The organism is Serratia sp. JSRIV001 (assembly GCF_019968745.1).
Lineage (GTDB): Bacteria > Pseudomonadota > Gammaproteobacteria > Enterobacterales > Enterobacteriaceae > Chania > Chania fonticola_B.
Genome location: NZ_CP074147.1, coordinates 5,783,218 through 5,809,112 on the forward strand (window position 1 = coordinate 5,783,218; position 25,895 = coordinate 5,809,112).

At 54.4% G+C, this 25,895-nt stretch carries 14 protein-coding genes; 3 read left to right on the forward strand and 11 right to left on the reverse strand.

The features are described 5' to 3' along the window. Positions 1–17 precede the first annotated feature (17 nt). Positions 18–1,682 carry an AsmA family protein gene (locus tag KGP17_RS26880; RefSeq protein ID WP_223498630.1) on the forward strand — a complete coding sequence of 555 codons (1,665 nt, stop codon included), beginning with the start codon at positions 18–20 and terminating at the stop codon, positions 1,680–1,682. Positions 1,683–1,746: 64 nt separating this feature from the next. On the opposite strand, the gene bamE is transcribed toward KGP17_RS26880, so the two are convergent. The 11 genes from bamE to typA form a co-directional block, all read right to left on the reverse strand. Then, positions 1,747–2,097: an outer membrane protein assembly factor BamE gene (bamE, locus tag KGP17_RS26885; protein WP_209523655.1), complete on the reverse strand. Its 351-nt coding sequence runs from the start codon at positions 2,095–2,097 to the stop codon at positions 1,747–1,749. Continuing rightward, positions 2,094–2,621, reverse strand: a complete 528-nt coding sequence (locus KGP17_RS26890) for a hypothetical protein (protein ID WP_223498631.1) — start codon at positions 2,619–2,621, stop codon at positions 2,094–2,096. Before KGP17_RS26890 ends, bamE begins: the two co-directional genes overlap by 4 nt. A 282-nt stretch (positions 2,622–2,903) precedes the next feature. After that, on the reverse strand, positions 2,904–3,209 hold the full coding sequence (locus tag KGP17_RS26895) for a hypothetical protein (RefSeq protein WP_223498632.1): 306 nt from the start codon (positions 3,207–3,209) through the stop codon (positions 2,904–2,906). Between the two features lie 260 nt (positions 3,210–3,469). After that, positions 3,470–3,829, reverse strand: coding sequence for a hypothetical protein (locus tag KGP17_RS26900; RefSeq protein WP_223498633.1), 360 nt, complete (start codon positions 3,827–3,829; stop codon positions 3,470–3,472). A 1-nt stretch (position 3,830) separates the two neighbouring features. Then, positions 3,831–15,899 carry a hemagglutinin repeat-containing protein gene (locus KGP17_RS26905; RefSeq protein ID WP_223498634.1) on the reverse strand — a complete coding sequence of 4,023 codons (12,069 nt, stop codon included), beginning with the start codon at positions 15,897–15,899 and terminating at the stop codon, positions 3,831–3,833. Positions 15,900–15,921: 22 nt separating this feature from the next. Continuing rightward, positions 15,922–17,592 (reverse strand): ShlB/FhaC/HecB family hemolysin secretion/activation protein, encoded by a 1,671-nt coding sequence (locus tag KGP17_RS26910; protein WP_059199306.1) that lies wholly within the window; start codon positions 17,590–17,592, stop codon positions 15,922–15,924. Between the two features lie 355 nt (positions 17,593–17,947). Beyond that, positions 17,948–18,895, reverse strand: a complete 948-nt coding sequence (fabY, locus tag KGP17_RS26915; protein WP_059199305.1) for a fatty acid biosynthesis protein FabY — start codon at positions 18,893–18,895, stop codon at positions 17,948–17,950. 21 nt (positions 18,896–18,916) lie between these two features. Beyond that, complete coding sequence (dtd, locus tag KGP17_RS26920; protein WP_024527827.1) at positions 18,917–19,354, reverse strand: D-aminoacyl-tRNA deacylase; 438 nt, start codon at positions 19,352–19,354, stop codon at positions 18,917–18,919. After that, a complete protein-coding gene (locus KGP17_RS26925) occupies positions 19,351–20,244 on the reverse strand; it encodes a virulence factor BrkB family protein (RefSeq protein WP_209555075.1) in 894 nt (297 codons plus the stop codon). Before KGP17_RS26925 ends, dtd begins: the two co-directional genes overlap by 4 nt. 50 nt (positions 20,245–20,294) lie before the next feature. Further along, positions 20,295–20,885: a glucose-1-phosphatase gene (gene yihX / locus KGP17_RS26930; protein WP_024482960.1), complete on the reverse strand. Its 591-nt coding sequence runs from the start codon at positions 20,883–20,885 to the stop codon at positions 20,295–20,297. A gap of 165 nt (positions 20,886–21,050) precedes the next feature. Then, complete coding sequence (typA, locus tag KGP17_RS26935) at positions 21,051–22,874, reverse strand: ribosome-dependent GTPase TypA (RefSeq protein WP_059199303.1); 1,824 nt, start codon at positions 22,872–22,874, stop codon at positions 21,051–21,053. Positions 22,875–23,244: 370 nt separating this feature from the next. On the opposite strand from typA, the gene glnA reads away from it, so the two are divergent. Beyond that, on the forward strand, positions 23,245–24,654 hold the full coding sequence (gene glnA / locus KGP17_RS26940) for a glutamate--ammonia ligase (protein ID WP_024482962.1): 1,410 nt from the start codon (positions 23,245–23,247) through the stop codon (positions 24,652–24,654). A 190-nt stretch (positions 24,655–24,844) separates the two neighbouring features. Further along, positions 24,845–25,894, forward strand: a complete 1,050-nt coding sequence (gene glnL, locus KGP17_RS26945; protein WP_065683705.1) for a nitrogen regulation protein NR(II) — start codon at positions 24,845–24,847, stop codon at positions 25,892–25,894. Position 25,895: the final 1 nt, after the last annotated feature.

Here is a 25,895-nt window from a genome sequence, read left to right on the forward strand (position 1 = left end):
CGCTACGGATCCACACGATGAAATTTATCGGAAAACTATTGATCACGTTGCTGCTGCTGATAGTGCTGGCCATTGTGCTGCTCTACGTCGTGGGGCAAACCCGCTGGGCCGCAGGCTGGTTGAGTCACTGGATCAGCGATCGTGGTGATTACCAGCTGTCGGTAGAAAAAATAACGCATTCGTGGAGCAAGCCAGGACAGCTAAGCCTGGAGGGCGTAACCCTCGCCCGTGCCAACCAACCGCAACTCTTGGCGGCCAAGCAGGTCGATATGGCTTTCAGCCTGCGGCAAATTACCGAGCCACGCTATTTCGATAGCATCACGCTGCGCGACGGCACCCTAAACGTTCAGCCTTTGCAGGGCGCACCGCTGCCAATACAGGCCGATGTGCTGCAACTGAGCAATATGGCACTGCAATCTAACGATGAGAGCTGGCAGCTTAACGCACAGAAGGTCAATGCCGGGATCACCCCGTGGCAGCCAACGACAGGCCATTTGCTCGGGGATAACAATCAGTTCCAGTTCAGCGCCGGTTCGATGGTGGTCAACGGTATTCCGGCCTCGCAGGTGTTGATCCAGGGCGAAATCAAACAAAACCAGCTGATATTGAGCGACTTTGGTGCCGATCTGGCACAGGGCGATCTCACCGGGGTAGCCAGCCGAGCTGCCGATGGCAGTTGGTTGGTTGAACGGCTGCGGCTGAGCAACGTCCGCCTACAAGTACCCATGACGCTAGAACAGTTCTGGAGCCGCTTCACGGCATTGCCACCCATAACGTTGAAACGCTTTGATCTGATTAACGCCCGCCTGGAAGGTAACGCCTGGGCGGCGAACGACCTCGATTTGTCGATGCAAAATATCACCTTCCAGCAGGGGGATTGGAGCAGTCAGGATGGCGCGATCAACTTCACCGCCGACGACCTGATCAATGGCAACTTCCATCTCATCGATCCGATTATGGATATGCAGCTCTCACCAGCCGGTATTGCCATTGGCCAGTTCAGCACCCGCTGGGAAGGTGGATTGCTGCGGACCACCGGCAACTGGCTGCGCGCCAACAAGCGCCTGCAACTCGACGAGGTGGCCGTCTCTGCGCTGGAGTACACCTTACCCAGCAACTGGCGTGAACTCTGGTTACAGCCGCTGCCAAGCTGGCTGGCGGAGGTGTACGTCGCCAAGATGAGCACCAACCGTAACCTGATCATCGATATCAACCCGGATTTCCCCTTCCAGCTCACCTCGCTGGATGGAAACGGCAGCAATCTGCTGTTGGCCAGTGACCATCAGTGGGGGATTTGGTCCGGCTCGCTGAAACTCAACGCCGGTGGTGCCACCTTTAACAAGATCGACGTGCGTCGCCCATCGCTGGCGTTGGATGCAGATGCACAGCAGATCAACGTTACCGAGCTGAGCGCCTTTATGCCCGATGGCCTGTTGGATGCCAAGGCCAACGTCAGCCAACTGCCCGGTAAACCGTTCACCCTGTCCCTTAACGGGCGTTCGGTGCCTGTGAATACCTTGCAGCAATGGGGTTGGCAGCATGTGCCGCTGGAGGGAGATGGTAATTTGCAGTTGCAGCTAAAGGGATTACTCAATAGCGATGGGCCGTTTAAGGCATCTTTGAAGGGCCAGTTGCAGGCTACCAGCAAGGATGGGCAGACTCTGGAGCAGCAGGTGCCGTGACCTAAACAGGGTTCGGCAGTGCCGAACCCTGTTTTCTTCTCTGAATAATGCCGTGAGACGCTATTTACTGTTTTAGTTCCTGATATTTCATATCCTTGAGGATCTTTGCATCATTAAATGTTAGCTCCAAAACTTGGTTTCTATCATTGATAACAGGAATTAAAAAAATTACTCTTCTATCAGTCTTTTTAGAATTATAAAACCATACATTAAGCCCGTTATAATCTTCTGGAGAATTTGGTCTACCAAGGAGTTTAATGACATCTTTTTTTGTTGTTGAGCCAACAATCAAAGATTCTTTGATTGTTTTTTCTGTATATTGGTCAAGCGCTGTAACCTTTGTTCTATCAACATTAGAAGCACAACCCACTAATAAAAAAAACATAAAAATAACTGGACACTTACTCATTTTCATTTTATTTTCTCTTCAATATAAGTTTCATTGATGCTGTCGTACTTGATTTCATTCCCATATAAAACACAATATCCAGATTTGTCTGAGTAGTTATATTTAAACTCATACAACCCTTTTTCATTAGGAGTAAAATCCAAACTTACACTACATCCCCCTCCATCTGGATTACTAATTCTATGAGAAATTGTTGTTTTGATTCCTGGAGTTACCGTAACCTCAGTATAAGTGTCACTGTAATCACCTTGTGGTAACTTAGGCATACCTATTGACTTCGTACTATCAGGAATAATATTTAGGAAACGCCTATGCTTTTGTACATATCCACCACTAGACTCACCATTTGATTTTTTCTGACTAATCGAATAGGTCAGCGGGTTTCCTAGAAGTCGAACTTTTGCAACCGAACCATCATTTGGCGGTGGAACGTACATAGGCGGGTCAGGAAACAGACTACAACTGGCTAATGACATGGTAGCCATCAATGAAAAAAATATAACACTTACTCTGGTTTTCTTATAAAGCATATCAACTCCTTGATAATATATAATTAATACACTACCCCGACCGAAGTGGGAGCCCCTGCTCCGGTTGCAACGGTGGGAATTACAACTATTTAGGCCTTAGTAGTAAGAGTCCCGATCAGTTAGCAGAGATCCATCACAGGAAGCGATCCAACTGAAGATGTAGCTCAGAAACTAAAAATTTGGTGTAACATATTATATTTATTGACATATTCCCTCAATTTACCGGTCGTGTCCCGTACACAATAAAGATCCCGGCCAACTGCCCGGGATTTATCACGAGATTTAGATTAGATCTTCACCATTTAAAAGCACGATGACATTGTCCGCCCCTAGAGCTTCCCTAACCATATCAGCCATTTCATCTGTTGATATCTCAAGGGACTTGTTATTTACTGATATATAACAGTAAGATACCGGATCTAATCCGAACTCATTAGATACCTCTTTTTGGATTGGATGTGGTATAGCCGCAGTAGATAAATAATAGTGAGCGGGAAACACATCCGGATATCGCTTTGCAAATTCGTTCAACTTATGCTGTAACTCAGCAAAAGTAAGCTTAGTAAAACATGTTAATCCTATAGACATACCACCCTCACTTACCTCTGATAGAATTTATACCCGAATCCAGCGAAGGACGGGTAATCACCACTGCATCTATTGTGATCCAGTTGCGGCGGCGGGAGTACCGCACTTGCTCGGCTCCCGACGAGTCCGCCGGATGGGTTGAGGCATGTACCGCCTGCAACACCCGACTCGACAGCTGCGTGCTCTCCACACTACCGTACTTGCGGTTGAGTGACAGGGCTAGAATCCCAGATTTTGAGGGCTGGGGTTTTATTAACTCATTAATCAGGCTGATAACGTTCATCCTGGATAATATAAGGTTCTGCAATTTCTTCCCACACCACTTCTGCCATCTTTTGCCATTCTGTTGGGTTTTGTTGCTTCACAAGATAATCCCTGATTAACTTCACTGCTTTGTTAAAATCCTCATTATCTAACTCTACAAATGAATAAAACTTTAGGTATTCACCTTCTTCAGACTTGATCACTTTATGCAATTTAGAGTGTTCTGGCAAAAAGACAGCATCCAACAGATCACCAAATGCATCCCAATAGCTGCCATTAACAAATCCACCCGTCCGTTGAAAATCAGCTTCTCTTTGCCCTTTATCATTCCAACCAATAAATAAACTTGCACCCATATCATTGCCTCACAATAATAATTTTTTCTTGCTGTGATTTTGGTAATGTCTTTATGTAATTCATAAATATTTTTTGGTTGACAGGGGTTAAAACCCTAAAATCAACAGGGACAAAGTCAGCCTTTTTTAAATGATCCTGAATAACATCCTTACCGCTACCAGAGTTCATATTCTTCTCATAAAACTTATTTAACCCATCGATTTCTTTTTGCGATAATTTATCAGTCGTGTACATCGCATCGACAGTTTTACCTTTATTTGGCCCTGATGTAATCACAAAGTCAGGCGATGTTCCCGATTTTGCTCCAGGCGGTGGTGCATAACGTTCCATTGTGCCAATTGCTGACTCTAGTTGTGCAGCCGCAGCAGCTTCGGCCGGTTTTAATTTACCATTTCCACCAAGGTCAGGTGTATTTAAGCGATCGTGACCTTCCAGAGGGGTCGAACTAATTTTTACTTCATGGATTCCATCTGCATTCCTAATAAGCGCCGCATCCTTTAAGCTTTGGCTCGCAGCCTTAGCCACTATCTTCTCAGTCAGCGCAGTACCCACTTTCGCAACACCGACTCCACCCGCAACAGCACCAATCAGATCAGACACTAGTTTACCGGCTTCAACACCTGAGTTATACGCACCACTTGCGCCAGCTTTCTGATACTCAGACTCCATTAGGTTGATGCGATCAATGTAGCTTTGCTTAACTGCATCCGACATCGTGCTAAAAATGTCATCGCTCGCTATCAGTTGCTTAATTGCATCATAGGTCGCAGCAGGATCACTGATGGATTTTGATAAACTCTCGACTGAGTCGTAAAGCCCTTGAGGAACCCCCACCAACATGCCTGCACTGTAGGCAGTATCTTGCCCCAGACTAATGGCATCCCATTTAGCCCCTACTTGCAATTGACAGGACAAACTACCTTTACAGGCATCAAACTCTTTGTCTCGATCTGAGCGCTGTTGATTGCTCAGATAGTTATTCTCCACTACTGTCTTACCGGTCTGAGCCCCAGCTACAACATCAGCCGTGCTGTCACCTATCAGACCACCAGCCAGCCCTGCTGCCAACGTAGCCAACGCTGAGACGGTCTGTTTTTCCGACTCACTCAGTTCACTAACTGGCTTGCCATAGGCATTCACCGCGATCATGCCGAGCAGTTCCCCGGTCACAGCACCACCCGCGCCAACCAACGCGTTGTTCTCCTGTGCTGCCGCTAGAGCCGCATTAACTGCGGCATGAGCCAGAGTGCGGGCTGTTGGATCATTCGGCAACGAATCTGCGATCAGTTTAGTGATATACGGTGCGGCACCGTTAGCCAGTGCGGCCGCCATATCTCCGCCAGCTAAACCTTGAACCGCTGCCGTGGCCGCCTGTATCGCACGTTGTACCTGACCGCCCGTACCAAATCCCGATTCATTGAACGCTTTATCATAAGCAGTCTGGTAAACCTGCTTGCTGATATCTTCAGAAGTCGGTTCCTTGCCAGGGTTGGCTTTCTTCCATTGGGCTTCTGCGGCGGCGAGCTCTTCAGGCTTAACATCCTTCATCTTCTCGTTCGCCGCCTTGGTCGCAGCAATCTGCCCCTGCGTACGCGCAATATCCGCTACCTGCCCACCAATCTCACCAATCAGCTGCGCTTCTTTAAGTCGGTTCTGCTCCTTCTCCTTATCGAAGATCGGCCCGATGCTGCCGTTGGCATTGTCCGTATCCCGGCTCAGGTCGGCGATATCCAGCTGCTGGTTGGCCTGGTCACGAATCACCACGCTACCGCCCGACACCGCCGCCTGGGTGGTGCCTTCTGCATGCCCTTTATTACCCAGACCAGACAGCGCGATACCGCCCAAATTGGTCAACAGGTCTGAACCTACCGGGCCACCGCTGCTCAGGCTCCCGCCTTGATGCTCGGCCTTGAAGTCTGCCTGATTGTGGATATCGCTAAAGCCCAGCGTGCCGGTATCCAGTCGATTTTTATCAGCATCTGCCGTACTGGCAATCACCGCGCCATCAAGCTGGGTATGCTCACCCACCTTAACATCGAAACCGCCCTTGCCTGCAAACAGGCCCGTCTGCTCCTGCACGCTGTCGTAATTACTGTGCAGTTTGTCACGGCTCATGCTCAGATTAGCAGAACCGCCACTGCCGATAACTGCAACACTGACGCCACCGCTGATACTGGTCTGCTTCGCGTCGTAGTTATCGCTGTCCTGTTGGCTTTGCAGCGTCAGGTTACGCCCTGCATCCACTTTTACCGTTTCGCCGCTCGCCTGCGCACCGGCCAATGTGGTATCCCGGCCACTGTGCATCGAGAGTGTACCGCCACTGTCGACGGTGGTTTCGCTCCAGAACGTGCCGTCGCCGTGCTCGTTGCCCTGGCTCTTGTTACCATTGGCAAACACGCTCAAGCCACTGCTCGGCCCACTCACACCCAGGCTGACGCCAATACTGCCACCGCTGCTGCTGTTGCTGCCGTCGGTTTTTTGCGTGTTGGCCGCACCAAGCAAGTGTAAATCACGGGCCGCATCCAGCGTGGTATCGCCACCTGCTTTTAACTGGCTGCCTGCGATCAGGATATCGCCGCTGTCGGCGGAATGCCCCTTGCCGGTCGCACTGACCGTCAGGTTGTTGCCCGCATTCAGCGTCGAACCGCTGACGGTTTTCTGTTCCTGATGCTGCTGTGAGGATGATTTTTGTGAGCCGAGTGAAGCACTGATGCCCACCATACTCTTCGCATCGCCCCCTTGTGCCTGCACCAACTGCCCCGCTTGCACAGCCTGAGCACCCGACAAGGCCGCTTTAGTTCCCTGCAAGGCGGCCAGGCGACCATCGGTCTCTTTTTGTGCCTGCTGCGCCGTGGTGACGGCAGTGTTGACCGCACTGCCGACCGGGCCGGACAACGCCACAGTAAGACCACTTTGCTTCTGCTCGAAGATTTCATCCCGGCGGTAAATATCCTGCCCCGGATCGATCTGCACACTGTCCCCCGTCACCGACAGGTTCTTGTTCGCAATCAGATCCGCACCGCCAATGTGTGCCTTGCCGCCCGCAACGATATTCACATCGCCACCGGTCGAGCCGATAGTGCTCACACTCTGGCTCTGCGTGGTACCGTCTTCGTTCACCTGATGGCGAGAGCTTGAGCTACCAATCGTCACCCCGATACCACCGGTGCCCATCAGTCCGCTCTTTTTCTTCTCATCCAACCGGTAGCTGGACTGCTCTTCCGTCGCCGCCACGATTTCGACGTTGTTACCTGCTTGCAGGTTAACTTTACCGTCACCCACAACCGAAGACCCCTTCACCGTCAGATCGTTACCCGCAGACAGCGACACGTTGTCGCCGCTCAGCAGCGTGCCTTTTTCCTGCGTGGCGTAATCTTCCCGCACCGTATGGGTGGTGGTCTTCGACAGGAACCCTTTCTTGGTCTTGGTTTCTTCGAAGAAGGAGTAGTCGCTTTCGGTGGCGCTGTTGAGCGTCAGATCGCGTCCGGCGCTTACCGCCACATCACCACTAGCCTGCACCTGTGCCGCATTCAAGGTGGCATCTCGATCGGCGCGAATGGTGGTATTGCCCCCACTGGCAATCTCCGTTCCTTGCTGGCGAATGGACTCATCCACCTGCTGGCGTTTACCTTCCTTGCTCTCGCGGTATTCGCTGGTTTGCTGGGTGTTGAGGTTCACGTCACGCCCGGCGTTCAGGTTGACGTTGTTGTCTGCCACCATCGCTGCGGCCTGCGAGTTCACATCCCGGCCTGCATCCAGCGTTAAATCGCCGCCGCTGGTGAGGGTGGTGCGCGTGGCATCGTTACTGCGCTGTTCGGTGCCGTTATCTTTCTGCCGGGTGCTCGCTTCCTGCGTTTGCAGGTTGATATCGCGCCCAGCCATCACGGTGGTATCAGTCTGGCTGCCAACCTGGCTGGCCTTCACGTTGACATCACGGCCTGCATCGACCGTCAGCGGCCCACCAGCGCTAATTTCGCTGCCCTGGCTGCTGTGAGTTTCGCTCTCTCTTACGTTCCGCCAGCTCTGATATTTATCGGCGCTGTAGGTGGTGTTGGCCAGGACGTTGATATCGCCTCCCGCCAGCAAGTCCATCGCACCACCGGAAGTCAATTTGGCTCCCAGGATATCGATGTTGTTGCCAGCGCTCAGGCTCAAGCTGTCCAAGGCCTGGATGGTGCCGATATCGCCGATTTCCGTGCGTGACAGCGACAGGCTTTGTGGCATCCAGCCCCCCAGAGAACCCTGGGTATTCCACTGATTCGTCAGCGTCTGGTTGATGATGCTGCCATCAAGGCTTTCCAACTGTACCGTTTTGCCGCTGATGATTGAGCCGATATTGTTGATATCGCCAATCGCGCTCAGTTGCAGGTTGCCACCCGCATTGAGCAGGCCAGCATTGAGATTGCTGATGCTGTTCTGGCTATCGAGCGTCAGCGCGTTCTGTGCGGTCAGCGTGCTGCCGCTGTTGGTGATATTACCGGCGGTGAGCGAGACGTTTTTCCCGGCAATCACGCTGCCGTTATTGATAGTCACATCTTTTGGTGACAGGTAGAGCTTCGGCACCATCACCGTCTGGCCATTGATGCTGGTCGCTTCCCACCACAAGATGCTGTGATCCAAAGAGGCGATCTGCTGCGCCGTCAACGAAACCCCAAACTTCAGCCCCAGAGACTGTTGTGCCCTGGCGGCGTTGTCCATCAGGGTTTGCATCTGCTCCAGGTCTGAACCTATCCCGTTCAGATAACGGCTGCCCGTCTGATTCAGCATGGCATTGCTGACGTAACGGGTATCAAAGGCCGCATCCCCCAGGAAACGGTAGTCGTAATCCGGGTGGAGGTTCAGGCGGTCCAGGAAATAGGAAGAGCCGATAAATTTGTCTTCTACCGTGAACTGTTCGTTGGTTTCACGCGGGCTCTGGCCTGGGGTGATCCCCAACAGCGCGTAGAGATCGCCAAACAGGCTCGGATCGAGTTGCCCCAGCCCGTTAAGTTTCGGGTTGGTGGTGATCAGATACGGGCTGTCCGGATCGGTGGATGCGACAAAATAGCCGTTCTCGCCCGTAGGCAGAGGATATGCACTGGTATCAACCGTTTTGCCTTGATACTGGTTTAAGGCCTTACCATCCGTGCCGATCAGGTCCTTCCCATCGGTGGTGGTGTTTTGTAACTTGGCTCCATCACCCAGATTGGCGTTACCCTGGTCACCTTCGCTGTATTTTCCTAACCCGGTGAGCTCAGGCGTAACGTTATCCAGGCCGCTGCCCCCGTTAATCTGTTGCAAGGCATTTTGCAGGCTGTCTTGCCATTCAGGCGAATTGACCGCCGTCTTATCACCGGCTGACAACGCCTGTTTCTCTAGGGCACCGTCGATAGTCTGTTGGCTCAGGGTACTGAGAGTAGGCGTAGCAAGGGTGTTGCTTACTCCACCCGCGTTAGCCAAGGTGTTGGTATTACTGATGTCATTAGCAAAGTTTGCCGAGACGTTACCGCCAGCCTGAATAACGGCGCGGTAGATTTCACCTTCTCCACGTTCATAGCGTACCTCGCCCGTCGCCGTGTAGACGATGTAGTTGGATGTAATCTCCCCTTTAGAAACGCTGGTTTCTGGTACCGGAACTGTGCTCAGGCCATAACCATACTGATACGTTTGATAGCGGGTTTCACTGCCCGAGAACCAGGATTGGTTATTCAGGTTACTCCCTGAAAGATAGGCATTGTTGTTGGCCAAAATATTGCTGGCCTGATTGTCCAGTTGGCCGGCATAAAGGCTGAGATCGCGCCCGGCCGCGATACGGGCTGCGCCACCGTTTGCCGTGACGGTGACCATCGAAACGCCAGAGGCAAACTCCTTAATCCGTTGATTAAGATAAGGCGTTGGCGTTGAACTGTAATACCTTGTCGGAGACGCTCCGTGGCCAGGGCTGCCGCCGCCGGATTCCCAAGACTTGATGACATAGCCGTAGTCGCCTTTGTTGAAGAAGGTTAACGGGATTTTGGCCTCAAAATCTGTCACCCAGGAATACTGCGGTGCGCTACTTTCAGAGCTAACCACACTCAGCCCATCACGCTGATTCAGCAAATGGGCGGTGTTAATGGTGATATCACCATTTTGTGTCTCAATGGTGCCAGAGCTGTTCACCACCTCGGCGTTAGCATTGCCCGCCATATCACGCTGCATCCACAGGCTGTTGCCCGCCAGGATGTCACCGCGCAGGTTTTTGATGCTATTGGCCAACAGGTACAGGTTGTTACCGGCATACAGCAAGGCGGTGTTAATCAGGCTGCCAGCCGCATTCAGCGTCATTGAGCCCAGCGTGCCGGTAAACCCGTCCACGGTGATATCGCTCTGGCTGTTCAGGGTCACGTCGCCCCCTGATTGCAGGGTTCCGGCCGCGTTCATGGCAATGGAGCTGCCATTGAGGGTGCTGGCCCCACTTCCGCCGGTGATTTGCCCGTTGTTGGTCAAGATGCCGTACGCCGTGAGGTTGACGCTCTGCCCCTGCAGAGTGCCCTGGTTGGTCAACGCCCCCTGGCTGTTAATATTCAGGCTCTGGCCTGCGGCAATCACGTTCTGGTTGGTAAAGGCGTTCACCAGTTGCAGCGTCAGGTTGCCCAACGCCACGACCTGGCCACGTTGGTCAAAATCGCCACTGCTCAGCAGTAAATCGCCCCCGCTGAACATTTTCCCTGTCTCTTGAAGCGCCACCTGACTGGCATTGATGCCAAGCCCGGAGGTACCAAGCAGCGTGCCACCGTTAGTCAGTTGCTGGGTATTCAACGCCAGGTTGCTTCCCTGGATCGTGCCCTGATTGTTCAGGCTACCTGCGGTCAACGTTCCCTGCAGTTCTGCCAGCAAGGTACCGCTGTTGTCCAACGCATCCGCATTCAGTAACAGGGAGCCTGCCTGCAACCAACCGGTGTTGGTAAATTGCGAGCCATAGAGTGACAGATCGGAGCCAGCAAGCAGGCTACCGTCATTACGCCCTGATATCGTCCCCTCAAACCGGGTGTCAGCACCGCTTTGCATCAGGCCGCTGATGATCCAGTACGGCGAGGTAATGGTGAGTGCGTTCTGGCTGAGAAGGGTACCCGTAGCGTTATTGGTCAACCCACCGGTAAGGTTCAGCGTTAGACCTGTTTCACCTTGCACACGACCGCTGTTGGTTAGCGTACCGCTGTTAACCCACACGCCGTTCCCCTGGATACGCCCAAGGTTAGTGACCGAGGCCGCATCCAGTTTCAGGTCACCCGCCGTCAGCAGGGTTTTATCTTGCTGCTGGGTGAAATCTCCGGTCAGCGCGACCGTCAGGCCGTCAACGCCGCTGATTTCGCCCTGATTATTCAGGGTGTCAGCGCGCAGGATGAGATTTTTTGCCAGCCACTGCCCAGCGTTGGTCAACGACTGTGCCTGTAATACAGCTGCACCATTGGCGGTAATTTTGCTGCCAGCCGTCGAATTCAGTGCCCCAGACAGAGCCATTTGCAGCGCATCCGCACTCTGGATTGCGCCACCGTTATTCAACGTCTGAGCATTCAGCAGGATCTGTTGTCCCTGCCAGCGGCCGTCATTGGTCACCGTACTGCCATTAACAGAAAGCGTTCCCTGCGTCAGAAGTGAGCCCTGGCTGCGGTTCACCAGCGTCAACAACGGGACGGAGAATGCCTGAATGCCTAACGTCAGCGACTGCAGGCCGATCAGCGTACCGGCGTTATTCACCAAGTTCTGCGTCAGGTTGAGGATGTTACCCTGTACGGCACCTTGGTTGTTCAACGTAGCGCCCGCCAAAGACAGACTTCCGTCGCTCAGGACGGCACCGTCATTGGTCAGCGTCTGCGCCTGTATTTCGCTGTTACCTTTGCTAAGCAGTGACCCTTCATTCACCAGTTCATCGGTGACGTTGACGGCCAGAGAATCGCTCCCCAGCAGGCTGCCACGGTTCAACCAGCTAGTGGCAGTGACGTGGGTTTGTCCACCCTGAACCAGCCCATCTGAGGTCAGTTGCCCGGCATTCAGCGACAACGCGCCCCCAGCCAACGTACGACTTGACGCACCCAGCGTCAGAGCATCACCGTGGGCATTCAGCCACTCGCTACCTTGCCATAATCCCGTGTTATTCAGCGTGGCGGCATCCAGCGTCAACCGGTTGGCCACCAGCTTGCCGCTGTTGGTTAGATAGTCACCGCTCAGGTTCAGAGTTCCCAGGCTTCCCATCTGCCCACTGTTTTGGAGCGTGTTAGCCACGGTGCCAGTCAGGCCCGCAACCGCGTTTATCGATCCTCTGTTATCCAGGCTATCGACGCCAAAGGTCAGGCTATTCCCCTGCCAGGATCCAGCGTTGGTGACTGCGCCACCGTTGACTGCCAGCTCACCCCCGCTCAGCAGTTGTGCACCGGCCAGCACGTTCAGCTCGGTACTGTTCAGAGTCAGCCCGGCATTGCCCTGCATGATCCCGCTGTGAGTCACGGTGCCACTGTCTACCGCCAGCGTATTACCCGCCAACACCCCGGCATTGTTCACCGATTGGCTGCGGAAGGTGGCATTTTCACGGGCCACCAGTTGGCCGCCTTGTTGGTTTACCAAGGCACCCTGCACATTCAGGTTCAGGTTGTTCGCCAGGATGCTGCCCTGGTTGGTGAATTGCTGGCCGGTGAGAGACAAATCATCGTTCACCTGCAATAGGCCAGCGTTGTCCAGTTGATCGAGTGCCAGCTCCAGCGCACCGCCGCTGACCAGCTTCCCGCTGGCAAGGTTACTGATAGTGGGGATAGCCAGTTGCAGATGGCTGTTGCCCTGTAGCAAACCACTGTTGGTTAGCTGTGGCGCGGTCAATACCACCTTGTCTGCCGCCAGGGTACCCTGGTTCAGAATATGGGCCGCCGTGAGGTCAAACCGATCCTGGCTCAGTAACAGGCCACTGTTGAGCATGTCACCGGTCAGGTCTGCCGTCAGGCGATCTTGCGCCTGGGCACTGCCACTGTTCTGCCAGGTCTGGGCTTTCACCGCCAGTTGTTGCCCCTGCAGAGCGCCCTGATTGAGCAACTGCTGGCCTTCAAGGCGTAACGCCCCGCTAGATAACATCTGGCCGGTGGCTGCGTTATTGAGATGAGTGCCGGAAAGTTGCAGGGACTGGCTACCCTGCACCAGCCCCTTGTTGATAACGTCGCCCACGACGGAGAGCACGGTGGCCGCCAGCCATCCCGCGTTGTCCACTGAGCCCGCAGAGACAGTCATCCCTTGCTGGCCGAGGATCTTCCCTTGGTTGGTCAACGTATTGGCGACTGTCAGGCTCGCCGTTTGTTCACTCAGCGCATTGCCGTTGTTAAGCCACTCTTGGGTGGACAGATCCAGTGTCTGGCCCTGAAGCAATCCGCTATTGGTCAGCGAATCTGCCCGTATTGTCAGTGCTCCGCCACTGAGTAAAACACCATCGAGCTGGTTGTCTAACGTGGAAGTGCCGATATTGAGCTGACGGCTGCCTTGCAGAGTCCCCGTATTGAACAGGGCCGTGGTATCCAAGGTCAGCGTCGTTGCGGCCAGCAGGCCATCATTACTGAATTGAGGGGTGGTCAGCCCCAGGGAGCCGCTCGCGTTGACGGTGCCGTTTTGCTGGTTGCTGAACTGTTTGGCCAGTGACAAGACCATCAGGACCGCCTGTATCGTCCCGGCATTGGTCAAGGTGTCTGCAATCAGGTTTAGCGAACCGCCGGTGAGTACACGCCCACGGTTGGTGACTTCCGTAGCCTTGATAGCCAGGGCGCTGTCACCCTGCAACGTGCCGCTATTGGCGATGCTGTTGGTGTTCAGGGTCAGTTGATCGGCAGCCAGTTGCCCGGCATTGGACAACGCCATACCGTTCAGTGACAGCTTATCTTTCGCCAGCAGTAAACCGCTCTGCTGGTTATCGATCCGCTGGGTTTTGGCCGTCAGGTTCACGGCATTGATTTCGCCGCTGTTGAGCAGTTGATCGCCACTGAGCACCAAATCCCGATCGGTGGTGATCAGTCCGGCGTTTTTCAGCGTCGGGATGGCCAGCGACAGGGCATTGGCCGTATACACGGTGCCGCCCTTCTGGTTGTCCATCAGGCGGGCGATAAGATCCAGGGTCTGGCTGCCTTGTAGCAAGCCGCTGTTGGTCAGCGTCTGGCTGTTGATCTTCAAGACAGGAGCGACCAGCGTACCCTGGTTGGTCAGGGTGTCCGCCTTCAGGGCCAGGGTTGCGGCATGGCTTTTACCACTGTGCAGCAGTGAGCCAGCCTCTACCGTTAATGCCCCTTTCGCCGTTTGGGTTCCCGCCAGCGTGGCTTGTTGGGCCTGGAGGGTGAGATTGCCCCCGCTTTGTATCTGGGCACCCTGCTGCGTGTTCAACGTCGTGCCATGCCAGGCCAGATCGCCACCCGCATTCCATTCCCCGCCTAACGTGGCGTTACCCGCGTTAACCGTGATCTTGCCTTGGCTGGTGGTGAGGGAATCTGCCGCCGTGCTCAGCGTATCGCTGTTGAGGGTTAACCCCGTCGCGCCAGAGAGCAGGCCGTTCTGCTGCAGCGTTCCAGCCCACAGCGTCAGGCTGTCGTCACTCAGCAACTCGCCGTAGCGGCCATTTCGCAACGTATCGCTGACGGTAAGATCGGCTTTGCCTTTGGCACTCAAGGTGCCGTCTTGATCCAACGTCTGGCTGGTAAGGACCAGCGCCCCTCCACTCAGTATCTTGCCACTGTTGGTGAGAGACTGACCGCTCAACGACAGGTTGCCCTGGCTCTGAACTGTTCCACTATTCGCCAAGTTGGAAAGGGTGCTTTGTATCGCCCCATTGGCCGCCAGCGTGCCGCTGTTGACCAAGCTGGCACCGCTGAGGGTCAGGTTTTGCCCGGCAGTCACTTGCCCCTGCGTCATGCCGCTATTGAACAATGTCATGTCGACATGGCGGGCTGCATCAATCTGGCTGGAACTGTCCACCCGCGCGTCACGAGCCCGCAGGGTGACATCGTTGCCAGCGGTCAGCTTGCCGCTGCTCATCTGCAACGTACCGCCGCTGGTGAGAGCGATATTCTGGTCGCTAACCAGTGTTCCTCCCTGTTGAGTGAGGTCCCCCTGGCTGTTTAACGTGATGGACTGGCTGGCCTTGTGGTCGCCCGACATGCTGATACTTTGCCCTGTCGCCGTTAATGCACCGCCTTGCGCCAGCGAATTATTGAGCGTCAATTTACCGTTGGCATCCAGGGTGATATCCCCGGCACGGGCATTGAGGTTACCGAGGTTGACGCCGACGCCTTTGTCGCTGGAAACCAGATGGATACGGTTGGCATACATGCCCCCCAGCGCACCGGTATCGACCGCCACTTTTGGCGTTTCGCCCTGGCCCGCGATCGGGGTCGCATTACCCTGCGCATCCACACGGTTGGCACCCAACGTAATGGTGGCATCCTGGGCATACAGCTGTGCGTTGATCTCAGTGGCACGGGCAATCAGGGCAAATTTCCCGCTCTGGCTGGCATCTAGCCCTTTGCCCTGAATGCTGATGGCCCCTTGCGTGACTTCCAGCGCTTGCAGTTTGCCGTCTGGCCCTAACACCGGTTTACCGGTCGTCAGCGTCGCATTCGGGGTGTTGATGAAGCCGCAGCCGTCGCAGGTGATACCGTAAGGGTTGGCAACCATCACGTTGGCCTGCTTGCCCGCTACCTCCAAATAACCTTGCAGTTGGGAGCGGTTCGGGGCGACAACCTCGTTAATGATGCCTTGGGCTTCCTGCCCGGCTTTCAGGTTGGGGTTGTTCTGGATCAGGCCGCCAAGCTGGGTCTGATTGAGCTGCCCGGTGGCGTTGTTGAGGATCAGCCCCTCTTTGCCCACGTTGAATTCATTGTATTTATTATGGGAAATGCCCGCCTGATTAGGCGTAGCAATATTGACCACCGGCACGCCATTACCAGCCTGATCGAGCCGGGTATTCCCTTCGGCGACGTTAACACCGTTCGCCAAGGCGGGCAGCAACGGCTGCCAAGCTAACAGGCTGCACAGGGTATAGCTCAACCAACGCTGGCTGGCATGAATGGGCCGATCGTCTTTTTGCGTCATCCTTGAAACCTTTCCCTGTCAATTAAAGAACGATGTTAATACGGTAGTAAATCGACACCCGATCCGGCTCTAACCAACTCGGGTGCGCCAGCGGCCAGCCCACGGTAAATTGGCTGCTGAAATAGCGGTTACGGCTGCCCAGCCCCACCGCGCCGCCCCACAACGTGCCAGAAGCGTAGGCGTCCACGGAGTCGTGGCGCAGATAACCGCCATCTACGGCAGCCAATACGGAAATATCCCCCAGATACGGCAGGCTGAACGGCGACCAGTTGACCTCGTTACGCCAGTAGCCACCTTTGTCGCCGGAGAGATACTGTTCCTTGAAGCCACGCACCGAACTTTCGCCGCCGAGGGTCAGGCGCTCGCTGCCGTAAAGGCGATCGGGCGTCCACTGGCCGTACAGGCTGGTGAGGTAGTTCCAGTTCTGCGCCAACGGCAAGTAATAGCTGCCGGAGAGTGTGTATTTATTAAACTCCGCCTTGGGAGCCTCGCTGGCTTTACCGCTGTCATCTTCCGCGCCTAACCAAGGTACGCCACGGCTGTAGGAGGGGTTGAGCGTGGCAAAACCGCCCCACAGTTTTTGGCTATGGCTCACGCCCAGAGATACGCTGGTCAGTTTACGGCTGCTGCTGTCCAGCCGGGTGTCATTCAGATAGTTGCGGTTGATACGGTGGGTCAGGCCCAGCGCCAGGCCGGTTTTCATGTCACTGTTACGGAACAATACGCGCGAAACGTTGAAGCGATGGGTCTGGCTGTCGCCGGTGGATCGCCAGTCAAAGCCCTGATTGTCGATCGTCGAGAGGTAGTCGCTGTAGGAGTAGTTGTAATCCATCAGCCAGTAGCCATAAGGCAGGCTGACACCAGCCTGGACGCTGCGGGCGTCGTGATCGTTGGCGAAATCGCTGCTGCGCGCGCCGGTCACAAACCACTGATCCGCCAGCCCCAGCAGGTTATTGCCGGTCAATGAGCCGTTGATCTGTCCGGTGCCGGTACTTTTCTGCCCGCTGTTGTCAAAACCCAGCCCCAGCATCACCGGGAACTCGGGCTTGGCAGTCAAATTGACCACCGAATAGCCCGGTTGGCTGCCGGGCAGGATTTCAATCTGCACCGGTTGCTGGCGCAGGCGGTTGATCTGCTCCATGCCCTGTTCGATATCGCGCAGGTTCAGGATGTTGCCCACCAGGCCAGGGAACGCCATCTTCAACATTCGGTCATCCCGTTGGTCCAGCAAGATCTTTTCCAACTGCCCTTCCAGCACCAGCAGCTTCAACTCCCCATGGGACAGGTCTTGCTCGGTCAGAAAAGCGCGGCTGGTGATATAGCCCCGTTCGATATACCAATCGGAAACCTGCTGCACCAGGGTGTTGATCTGGGCCAGATTCAGGCAGCGTTGCAGATAGGGTTGCGTCAAGGCTTGCCGCGCACGGGCGGGCAGATGGCTGGCACCTTCAAGGCGAATGGTCGTAATGGTGAAGCACGGCCCGCCGGGGGCTGTGGCTGCTGGCGTTTGTGGCAGCACCGGCGTCAGGCTGCGTTGCAATTCCTGACGTTGCTGTTGGTTTTGCTGCAACAATTCACGTTGTTGCTGTTGGATAGTATCTCGATCCGCAGGGCTGAGCATATTGGCGCCAACAGCCGAACTGAGAGAAAGAAACAATAAGGATACTGCCAACCGCTGAGCTACTGAGTCCATTCAGATAAACCGCCTTAATGATTTTGCGGCATTCTAACGACATAATTCGGCATCAGACAAGCAAGAGATCGTGACTCTGCGGGACTTCGAGGCATCTGAATTGGCATAAATCTCAGAGTGAGGCGGGGTAAATATTCTGAAATTGTTTTAATGCCTGCACTTTATTTGATGTATGCAAATTAAACAGTCAATTATGCTAAATAAAGGCGGAATTTTCTGATTAAAAAAATAATCGGCAGCCGAGCCCAATTTATACGACAGATTAAGTCATCGATTAAGCCCTACCGTTAAGTGGGCGCAGCATGCGCGCCCACCAGGATAGGTTTGGTCACAGAATCTATTCTGAGCTTGATGCTCAGCTCGCTATCGGCTCTGAACCGCCCTTGTCCAACGGCTCTTCCGGTTCGGCTGGCAGCACCATATAGGTGCCCTCAAATACTGCACCTTCGTCATCGTCACCGAATAAATGTACCTCTGCCTGCACGCGCGCCCGGCGGCCACGCGCCAAACGGGCCAGATCGCCACTCAATGAGCTCAGATCGGCAACGGCTCTCGGCCTGCCGGTGATCGGTTTGCTGTAGCGGATGTGGGCGTCTGCCAGAATAATCGTGCCGCCCAGGTGACGCTCACGCAGCAGCAGCCAGATCAGCCCCCAGGCGGTCAGCGTTGCCAGGGAGAACAGGCTACCGGCAAACAGCGTATGGTGTGGATTCTGATTACCCACTTCCGGCATCGTGGTAACAAAGCGTTGGCCGGTATATTGGCTGATGCGCACGCCCATTTTTTCACTGAGCGGGATATGTTCATACCAGGCTTGTTGCAACTGCCCGCACCAGTCGGGGCGATGCAGAATATCGTCCAGCGTGGCCACGGGTTTGATCATCAGGTAATGGCGGATCGGCGTAGTTTGCGGCGCAGTGATTTCGCCCTGGTTGATAAAGCCCAGCTTGGCAAAGAAGTCCACCGCGTCCTCACGGGCGCTACACACCACCCGCTTCACTCCTTCCTGGCGCGCTACCGACTCAAGGGTCATTGCCACCAGAGTTCCCAGGCCTTTGTCCTGCACAGCTGGATCGACCGCCATAAAGCGGATAGCGGCTTCGTTATCGGCATTGATATACAGACGGCCAATCGCCACTATCCGGCCGTTCTCATCCACCACCATCTGATGGTGCGCCATGGCGTCGTAGGCATCCTTTTCCGAACCCACCGGCTGGTGTAATGGCTTGCGCAGCATCTCCCAGCGAAACTGGTAATAGTCTTTCAGTTCTTGTTCTGTAACGGGTACTCGTAGGTGATACATAGACGCCTTCTCTTGTGATCTTTAAACCTGCAGCCAGAACGTCACCGGGCCATCGTTCACCAATGCCACCTGCATATCGGCGGCAAACTCACCGGTCTGGGTTTCAATACCCCGTTCCTGGCACTGCCCAACAAAATAGCGGTATAGCCGATCGGCCTCCTGCGGCACCGCACCGCGCGAAAAACTTGGCCGCATGCCTTTCTGGGTATCGGCTACCAGGGTGAACTGCGACACCACCAACAGGCTACCACCAGCCTGCTGAACGTTAAGATTCATCTTGTCATCCTCGTCGCCGAAGATGCGATACCCCAGCACCCGCTCACACAGGCGTTGGGCTTTTTGCTCGTTATCGTCCTGCTCAACGCCCAATAACACTAACAAACCGGGGCCAATCTTGCCTACTGTCTGACCTTCTACCGTAACGCTGGCGTTTAATACCCGTTGAATTAACGCAATCATAACGTTCCTTCCTGCTCCTCTTTTTGCTGTTGTTCTGCTTTCTGCTGCTGGTAAAGGCGGTGCTCACCCAGCGTAACGGTGATTTCGGCGCCCAATAACACGATACACCAGCTCCAGTAGACCCATAAAAATAAAATCGGGATCACCGCCAGCACGCCGTAGATCAGCTGGTAGGAAGGGAACATGGTGACATACAGCGCAAAAGCTTTCTTACCCAGCTCGAACAACACCCCGGCCACCAGCGCCCCGATCAACGCATCTTTCGCAGGCACGCGTACCGTGGGCACCACGCTGTATAACAACCAGAAAGAGACCCAGGACAGGAGCAGCGGGAAGATGCGCAGCACCTCATCCACCAGGCTGTTAACGCCGCTTTGCGCTAACCAGTTTAGCGACAACAGATAGGAGCTGATCGCCATACTGGCCCCCACCAACAGCGGGCCGAGGGTTAGCACCATCCAGTAAACGGCAAAGGAAACCACGATTGGCCGCTGGTTCTTACTGCGCCAGATGGTGTTCAACACGCTATCCACCGAATAGATCAGCAGCAGCGCGGTGACAATCAGGCCGCAGATCCCCACGGCGGTCATCTTGCTGGAGTTGGCAACAAACTGCTCCAGATATCGTTGCAGCACGTTACCGGCGGCAGGCATAAAGTTGGAGAAAATAAAGCTTTTTAGCTGCACGCTGATATCCGCAAACATCGGGAAAACGGCAAACAGCGCAAACACCACGGTGATCAGCGGCACCAGGGAAAGTAGCGAGACATAGGCCAGATGGCCCGCCAACATGGTCAGGCCATCCTCATCAATACGTTTAATCAGCAACCGCCCGAAGGTTATTCCGGGTTTGATCGACGATGGCAGCTTTTTGCGGCGGAAAAACGACATAGCTTTATCCTAAATGTCAGTCTGGACGCCTTAAGCTTAACGTACGCTGATCATTGAGCAAAATAAGCCGGCACAACCTGGCGATCGATGACGTGTACCGCCTTAATCCCCAGCGCTGCGGCCGCTTCTACGTTCGCCGCCACATCGTCAAAGAATACCGCCTGATCCGCCGGAGTGTTTTCCGCCTTCAGTACGTGCTGATAGATGTTGGCATCGGGTTTGCGCATGCCTAGATCCTGCGACAGATACATGTGGTCGGCCGCTTCAGCGACCTGAGGGTAATGCTGAGGCCAATAATTGCAGTGCAGACGGTTGGTATTCGATAACACCACCACGCGATGCCCTTCGTTGCGCAGACGGTGCATAATCTCGATCACTTCAGGGCGCAGGGCGACAAATACCGCCTGCCAGCCGGTGGCAAACTGCTCGAAACTGAGCGCTATCCCCATCTCTTCACAGAGTTTGGCCGCAAAGTCTTCGTCGCTAATCTCGCCGCGCTCGTGCTGTTGGAATACCTCACCCATGCTAAAACGTTCGGACAACGTCGCCAGCGGTGTGCCGCTCAGGTTGCTCCACACGCCCAGTACACGTTTGAAATCGATATCGACAATCACATTACCTAAATCAAAGATATACAGCATAGTCCTCTCCCATGGGCCAGTGAGATTTCACTGTAACGGGAAAAGTTAAGGCTGAACAGGGAGCAGTGTGAAAAGCGCATGGCGCGCCGCAGAAAGGGGGAAAGACAGAGGAAAAAACTCAGGGCGCTGTGACACGCCCTAAGTATTGCGGATTAAATCGGCGAATTAAGCTTCTTTAGGACCGCGGTTGGCACGCTTACGATCGTTTTCCGTCAGGTGACGCTTACGGATACGGATCGAGATTGGCGTCACTTCTACCAGTTCGTCATCATCGATGAATTCCAGAGCTTGCTCCAGAGACATTTTGATGGCCGGAACCAGGGTAGTCGCTTCATCGGTACCCGATGCGCGCATGTTGGTCAGTTTCTTACCGGTCAGGCAGTTCACGGTCAGGTCGTTAGAACGTGAGTGGATACCGATGATCTGGCCTTCATACACTTCAGCACCGTGGCCCAGGAACAGCTTGCCGCGATCTTGCAGACCGTACAGAGCGAACGCTACCGCTTTGCCCTGGCCGTTAGAGATCAGCACGCCGTTCTGACGCTGGCCCACTTCGCCCGGACGCACATCGTCGTAGTGGCTGAAGGTGGAGTACAGCAGACCGGTACCAGAAGTCATGGTCATGAATTCGTTACGGAAACCGATCAGGCCACGGCTTGGGATCACGTAGTCAAGACGCACACGGCCCTTGCCATCTGGATCCATGTTTTTCAGGTCAGCTTTACGCTCACCCATCGCCTGCATCACAGAACCCTGGTGCTGTTCTTCGATATCCAGCGTCACGTTCTCGAACGGCTCTTGCTTGCGGCCATCGATTTCGCGGAAGATAACTTTCGGACGGGAAACCGCCAGTTCAAAACCTTCACGACGCATGTTTTCGATCAGAACCGACAGGTGAAGCTCACCACGGCCTGAAACACGGAATGCGTCAGCATCTTCGGTTTCTTCAACGCGCAACGCCACGTTGTGTACCAGTTCCTTGTTCAGACGCTCAAGGATTTGGCGTGAAGTCACGAACTTGCCTTCTTTACCACAGAACGGTGAGGTATTGACGTTAAAGAACATGCTTACGGTAGGTTCATCAACCGACAGTGCTGGCAACGCTTCAACCGCGTTCACATCACAAATGGTGTCGGAGATGTTCAGCTCGCCCAGGCCGGTGATGGCAACGATGTCGCCCGCTTCGGCAACGGTGGCTTCGATACGTTCCAGACCCATATGGGTCAGCACTTTACCGATTTTACCGTTACGGGTTTTGCCTTCGCTGTCGATCAGGGTGATCTGCTGGTTAGGCTTCACTTTACCACGCTTGATACGGCCGATGCCGATAACGCCCACGTAGTTGTTGTAGTCCAGCTGCGAGATCTGCATCTGGAAAGGTGCTTCCAGCTCAACCTGCGGCGCAGAGACGTGATCGACAATCGCCTGGTACAGCGGAGTCATGTCTTCGGCCATATCGTTATGGTCAAGACCAGCGATACCCATCAATGCGGATGCATAGATGATTGGGAAGTCGAGCTGTTCGTCGGTAGCGTCCAGGTTAACGAACAGGTCGAAGACCTGATCCACAACCCAGTCAGGACGCGCGCCAGGGCGGTCAACCTTGTTGATTACCACGATCGGTTTCAGACCATTAGCAAACGCTTTCTTGGTCACGAAACGGGTTTGCGGCATTGGGCCATCCATTGCATCCACAACCAGCAGCACCGAGTCGACCATTGACATCACGCGCTCTACCTCGCCGCCGAAGTCGGCGTGTCCTGGGGTGTCTACGATGTTGATGCGGTAGTCTTTCCAATTAATGGCGGTGTTTTTTGCGAGGATGGTAATCCCACGCTCTTTCTCCAAATCGTTGGAGTCCATTACGCGTTCTGTCGCTTCTGAACGCTCTCCGAAAGTACCGGATTGTTGCAGCAACTTGTCAACCAGGGTGGTCTTACCATGGTCAACGTGGGCAATAATGGCGATGTTACGCAAATTTTCGATCACAGCTTTGCCTCAGGCATTAGAAATAGCGCGCTATTGTACACGTATTAAGCGAGGTACTAAACAAGATCACAACACTCTCTTATAAACAACTGTGTACAGGCTAGTTTGTGATCCCTTTCACGGTGCAAAAAGCAGCAATCGATGATGTTTTGCACCATTCTAGTGCCCTACCCCAGGTTATTTGCACCACCATAGTGCATTGCATCGCTAATGGTGCATACTGGCAATGAGCAAAACCCGCACAAACCGGCGATTTTTTCGCTTTTTAAAAGTTGGCACAGTTTTCGCTTTAGTCTACACAAGGCAAAACAGGCCAGTTACACAGATTCGTTCCACGACGATGACAACGATAAATCCGGGAGAGTTAAGTATGTCCGCTGAACACGTTTTGACGATGCTGAATGAGCATGAAGTGAAATTCGTAGACCTGCGTTTCACTGACACCAAGGGTAAAGAACAACACGTCACCATCCCTGCTCATCAGGTAAATGCCGACTTCTTCGAAGAAGGTAAAATGTTTGACGGCTCCTCAATCGGTGGTTGGAAGGGCATCAACGAATCTGACATGGTCCTGATGCCAGACGCCAGCACGGCGGTTCTGGATCCGTTCTTCGAAGAGTCTACCCTGATCATTCGTTGTGACATCCTCGAGCCAGGCACCATGCAGGGCTACGATCGTGACCCACGCTCAATCTCCAAGCGTGCTGAAGACTTCCTGCGCTCTTCCGGCATCGCCGATACCGTGCTGTTCGGGCCAGAACCAGAGTTCTTCCTGTTTGACGACATTCGTTTCGGTAGCAGCATCCGTGGTTCTATGGTTGCTATTGATGATATCGAAGGTGCCTGGAACTCCAGCACCAAACTCGAAGGCGGCAACAAAGGCCACCGTCCAGCGGTCAAAGGCGGTTACTTCCCAGTGCCACCGGTCGACTCTTCACAGGACATCCGTTCTACCATGTGTCTGACCATGGAAGAAATGGGCCTGGTGGTTGAAGCTCACCACCACGAAGTGGCAACCGCAGGTCAGAACGAAGTGGCTACCCGCTTCAATACCATGACCAAGAAAGCCGACGAAATCCAAATCTACAAATACGTGGTTCACAACGTGGCTCACGCATTTGGCAAAACCGCGACCTTCATGCCAAAACCGATGTTCGGCGATAACGGCTCAGGTATGCACTGCCACATGTCACTGTCCAAGAACGGTACCAACCTGTTCGCTGGCGACAAGTACGGCGGCCTGTCTGAAATGGCGCTGTTCTACATTGGCGGCATCATCAAACACGCTAAAGCGATCAACGCCCTGGCCAACCCGACCACCAACTCCTACAAGCGTCTGGTCCCAGGTTACGAAGCGCCGGTTATGCTGGCTTACTCTGCCCGTAACCGCTCTGCGTCTATCCGTATCCCAGTGGTTGCCAGCCCGAAAGCGCGCCGTATCGAAGCTCGTTTCCCGGACCCAGCGGCTAACCCATACCTGTGCTTCGCTGCACTGCTGATGGCTGGCCTGGACGGCGTGATCAACAAGATCCACCCTGGCGATGCCATGGATAAAAACCTGTATGACCTGCCGCCGGAAGAAGAAGCTGAAATTCCAAAAGTGGCTGGCTCACTGGATGAAGCAATGGCCGCACTGAACGAAGACCGTGAATTCCTGACCCGCGGTGGCGTATTCACCGACGACGCGATCGATGCCTACATCGAACTGCGTAAAGAAGAGATGGATCGCGTGCGCATGACGCCACACCCAGTTGAGTTCGAACTGTATTACAGCGTTTAAGTCATACCCGCGCTGTCTACGGATGGGGCGTCCTAAGTATTAGTAGCCGTTTTTTTGTTGCCGTGGAAACTTTTAGCCCATCTTCGGATGGGCTTTTTTCTCCACCGTATATTCTGCAAAACTATTTCATACCGTGATGGTTGCGGATGGAGTAGGATGGATGCACTAAAAAGGTGCAGGAGACTGCTGTATGGCAACCGGCAAGCTGCCCGATGCTGGGCAGATCCTCAATTCTCTCATCAACAGCATTTTGCTGTTGGATGACACACTGGCGATCCACTACGCCAACCCGGCGGCACAACAGCTGCTGGCACAGAGTTCTCGTAAACTTTTCGGTACACCGCTGCCCGATTTACTTGGCTATTTTTCGCTGAATATCGATCTGATGCGCGAAAGCCTGCATGCCGGCCAGGGCTTTACCGATAACGAAGTGACCCTGGTGGTCGACAGCCGCGCCCATATCCTCTCCCTGACCGCTCAGGCGCTGCCAGATGGCTTTATTCTGCTTGAGCTGGCCCCAATGGACAATCAGCGTCGCCTCAGCCAGGAGCAGTTACAGCACGCCCAACAGGTTGCGGCTCGCGATCTGGTGCGCGGCCTGGCGCATGAAATCAAAAATCCGCTCGGCGGTTTGCGGGGTGCCGCGCAGTTGCTGGCCAAAGCTTTGCCAGACCCTTCGCTGACGGAATACACCAAGGTGATCATCGAACAGGCCGATCGGCTGCGTAATCTGGTAGATCGCCTGCTAGGGCCACAGCGCCCCGGCCAACATATTACCCAGAGTATCCATCAGGTAGCGGAACGGGTCTTCCAACTGGTGTCGTTGGAGAAACCCGATAACGTCACGCTGGTGCGTGATTACGACCCTAGCCTGCCGGAACTGGCGCACGATCCCGATCAAATCGAGCAAGTATTGCTCAATATCACCCGCAACGCGCTGCAGGCGCTGAGCGAAACCGGTGGCACCATCACGCTGCGCACGCGTACCGCGTTTCAGATCACCCTGCACGGCACCCGCTACCGGCTGGCGGCACGGATCGATGTTGAGGATGACGGCCCGGGCGTACCGGCCCAGTTGCAAGACACTCTGTTCTACCCAATGGTCAGCGGCCGCGAAGGCGGTACCGGCCTGGGGTTATCCATCGCCCGTAATCTAATCGATCAGCATTGCGGAAAAATTGAATTTAACAGTTGGCCAGGTCACACCGAATTCTCGGTTTTCCTGCCTATTCGCCAGTGAG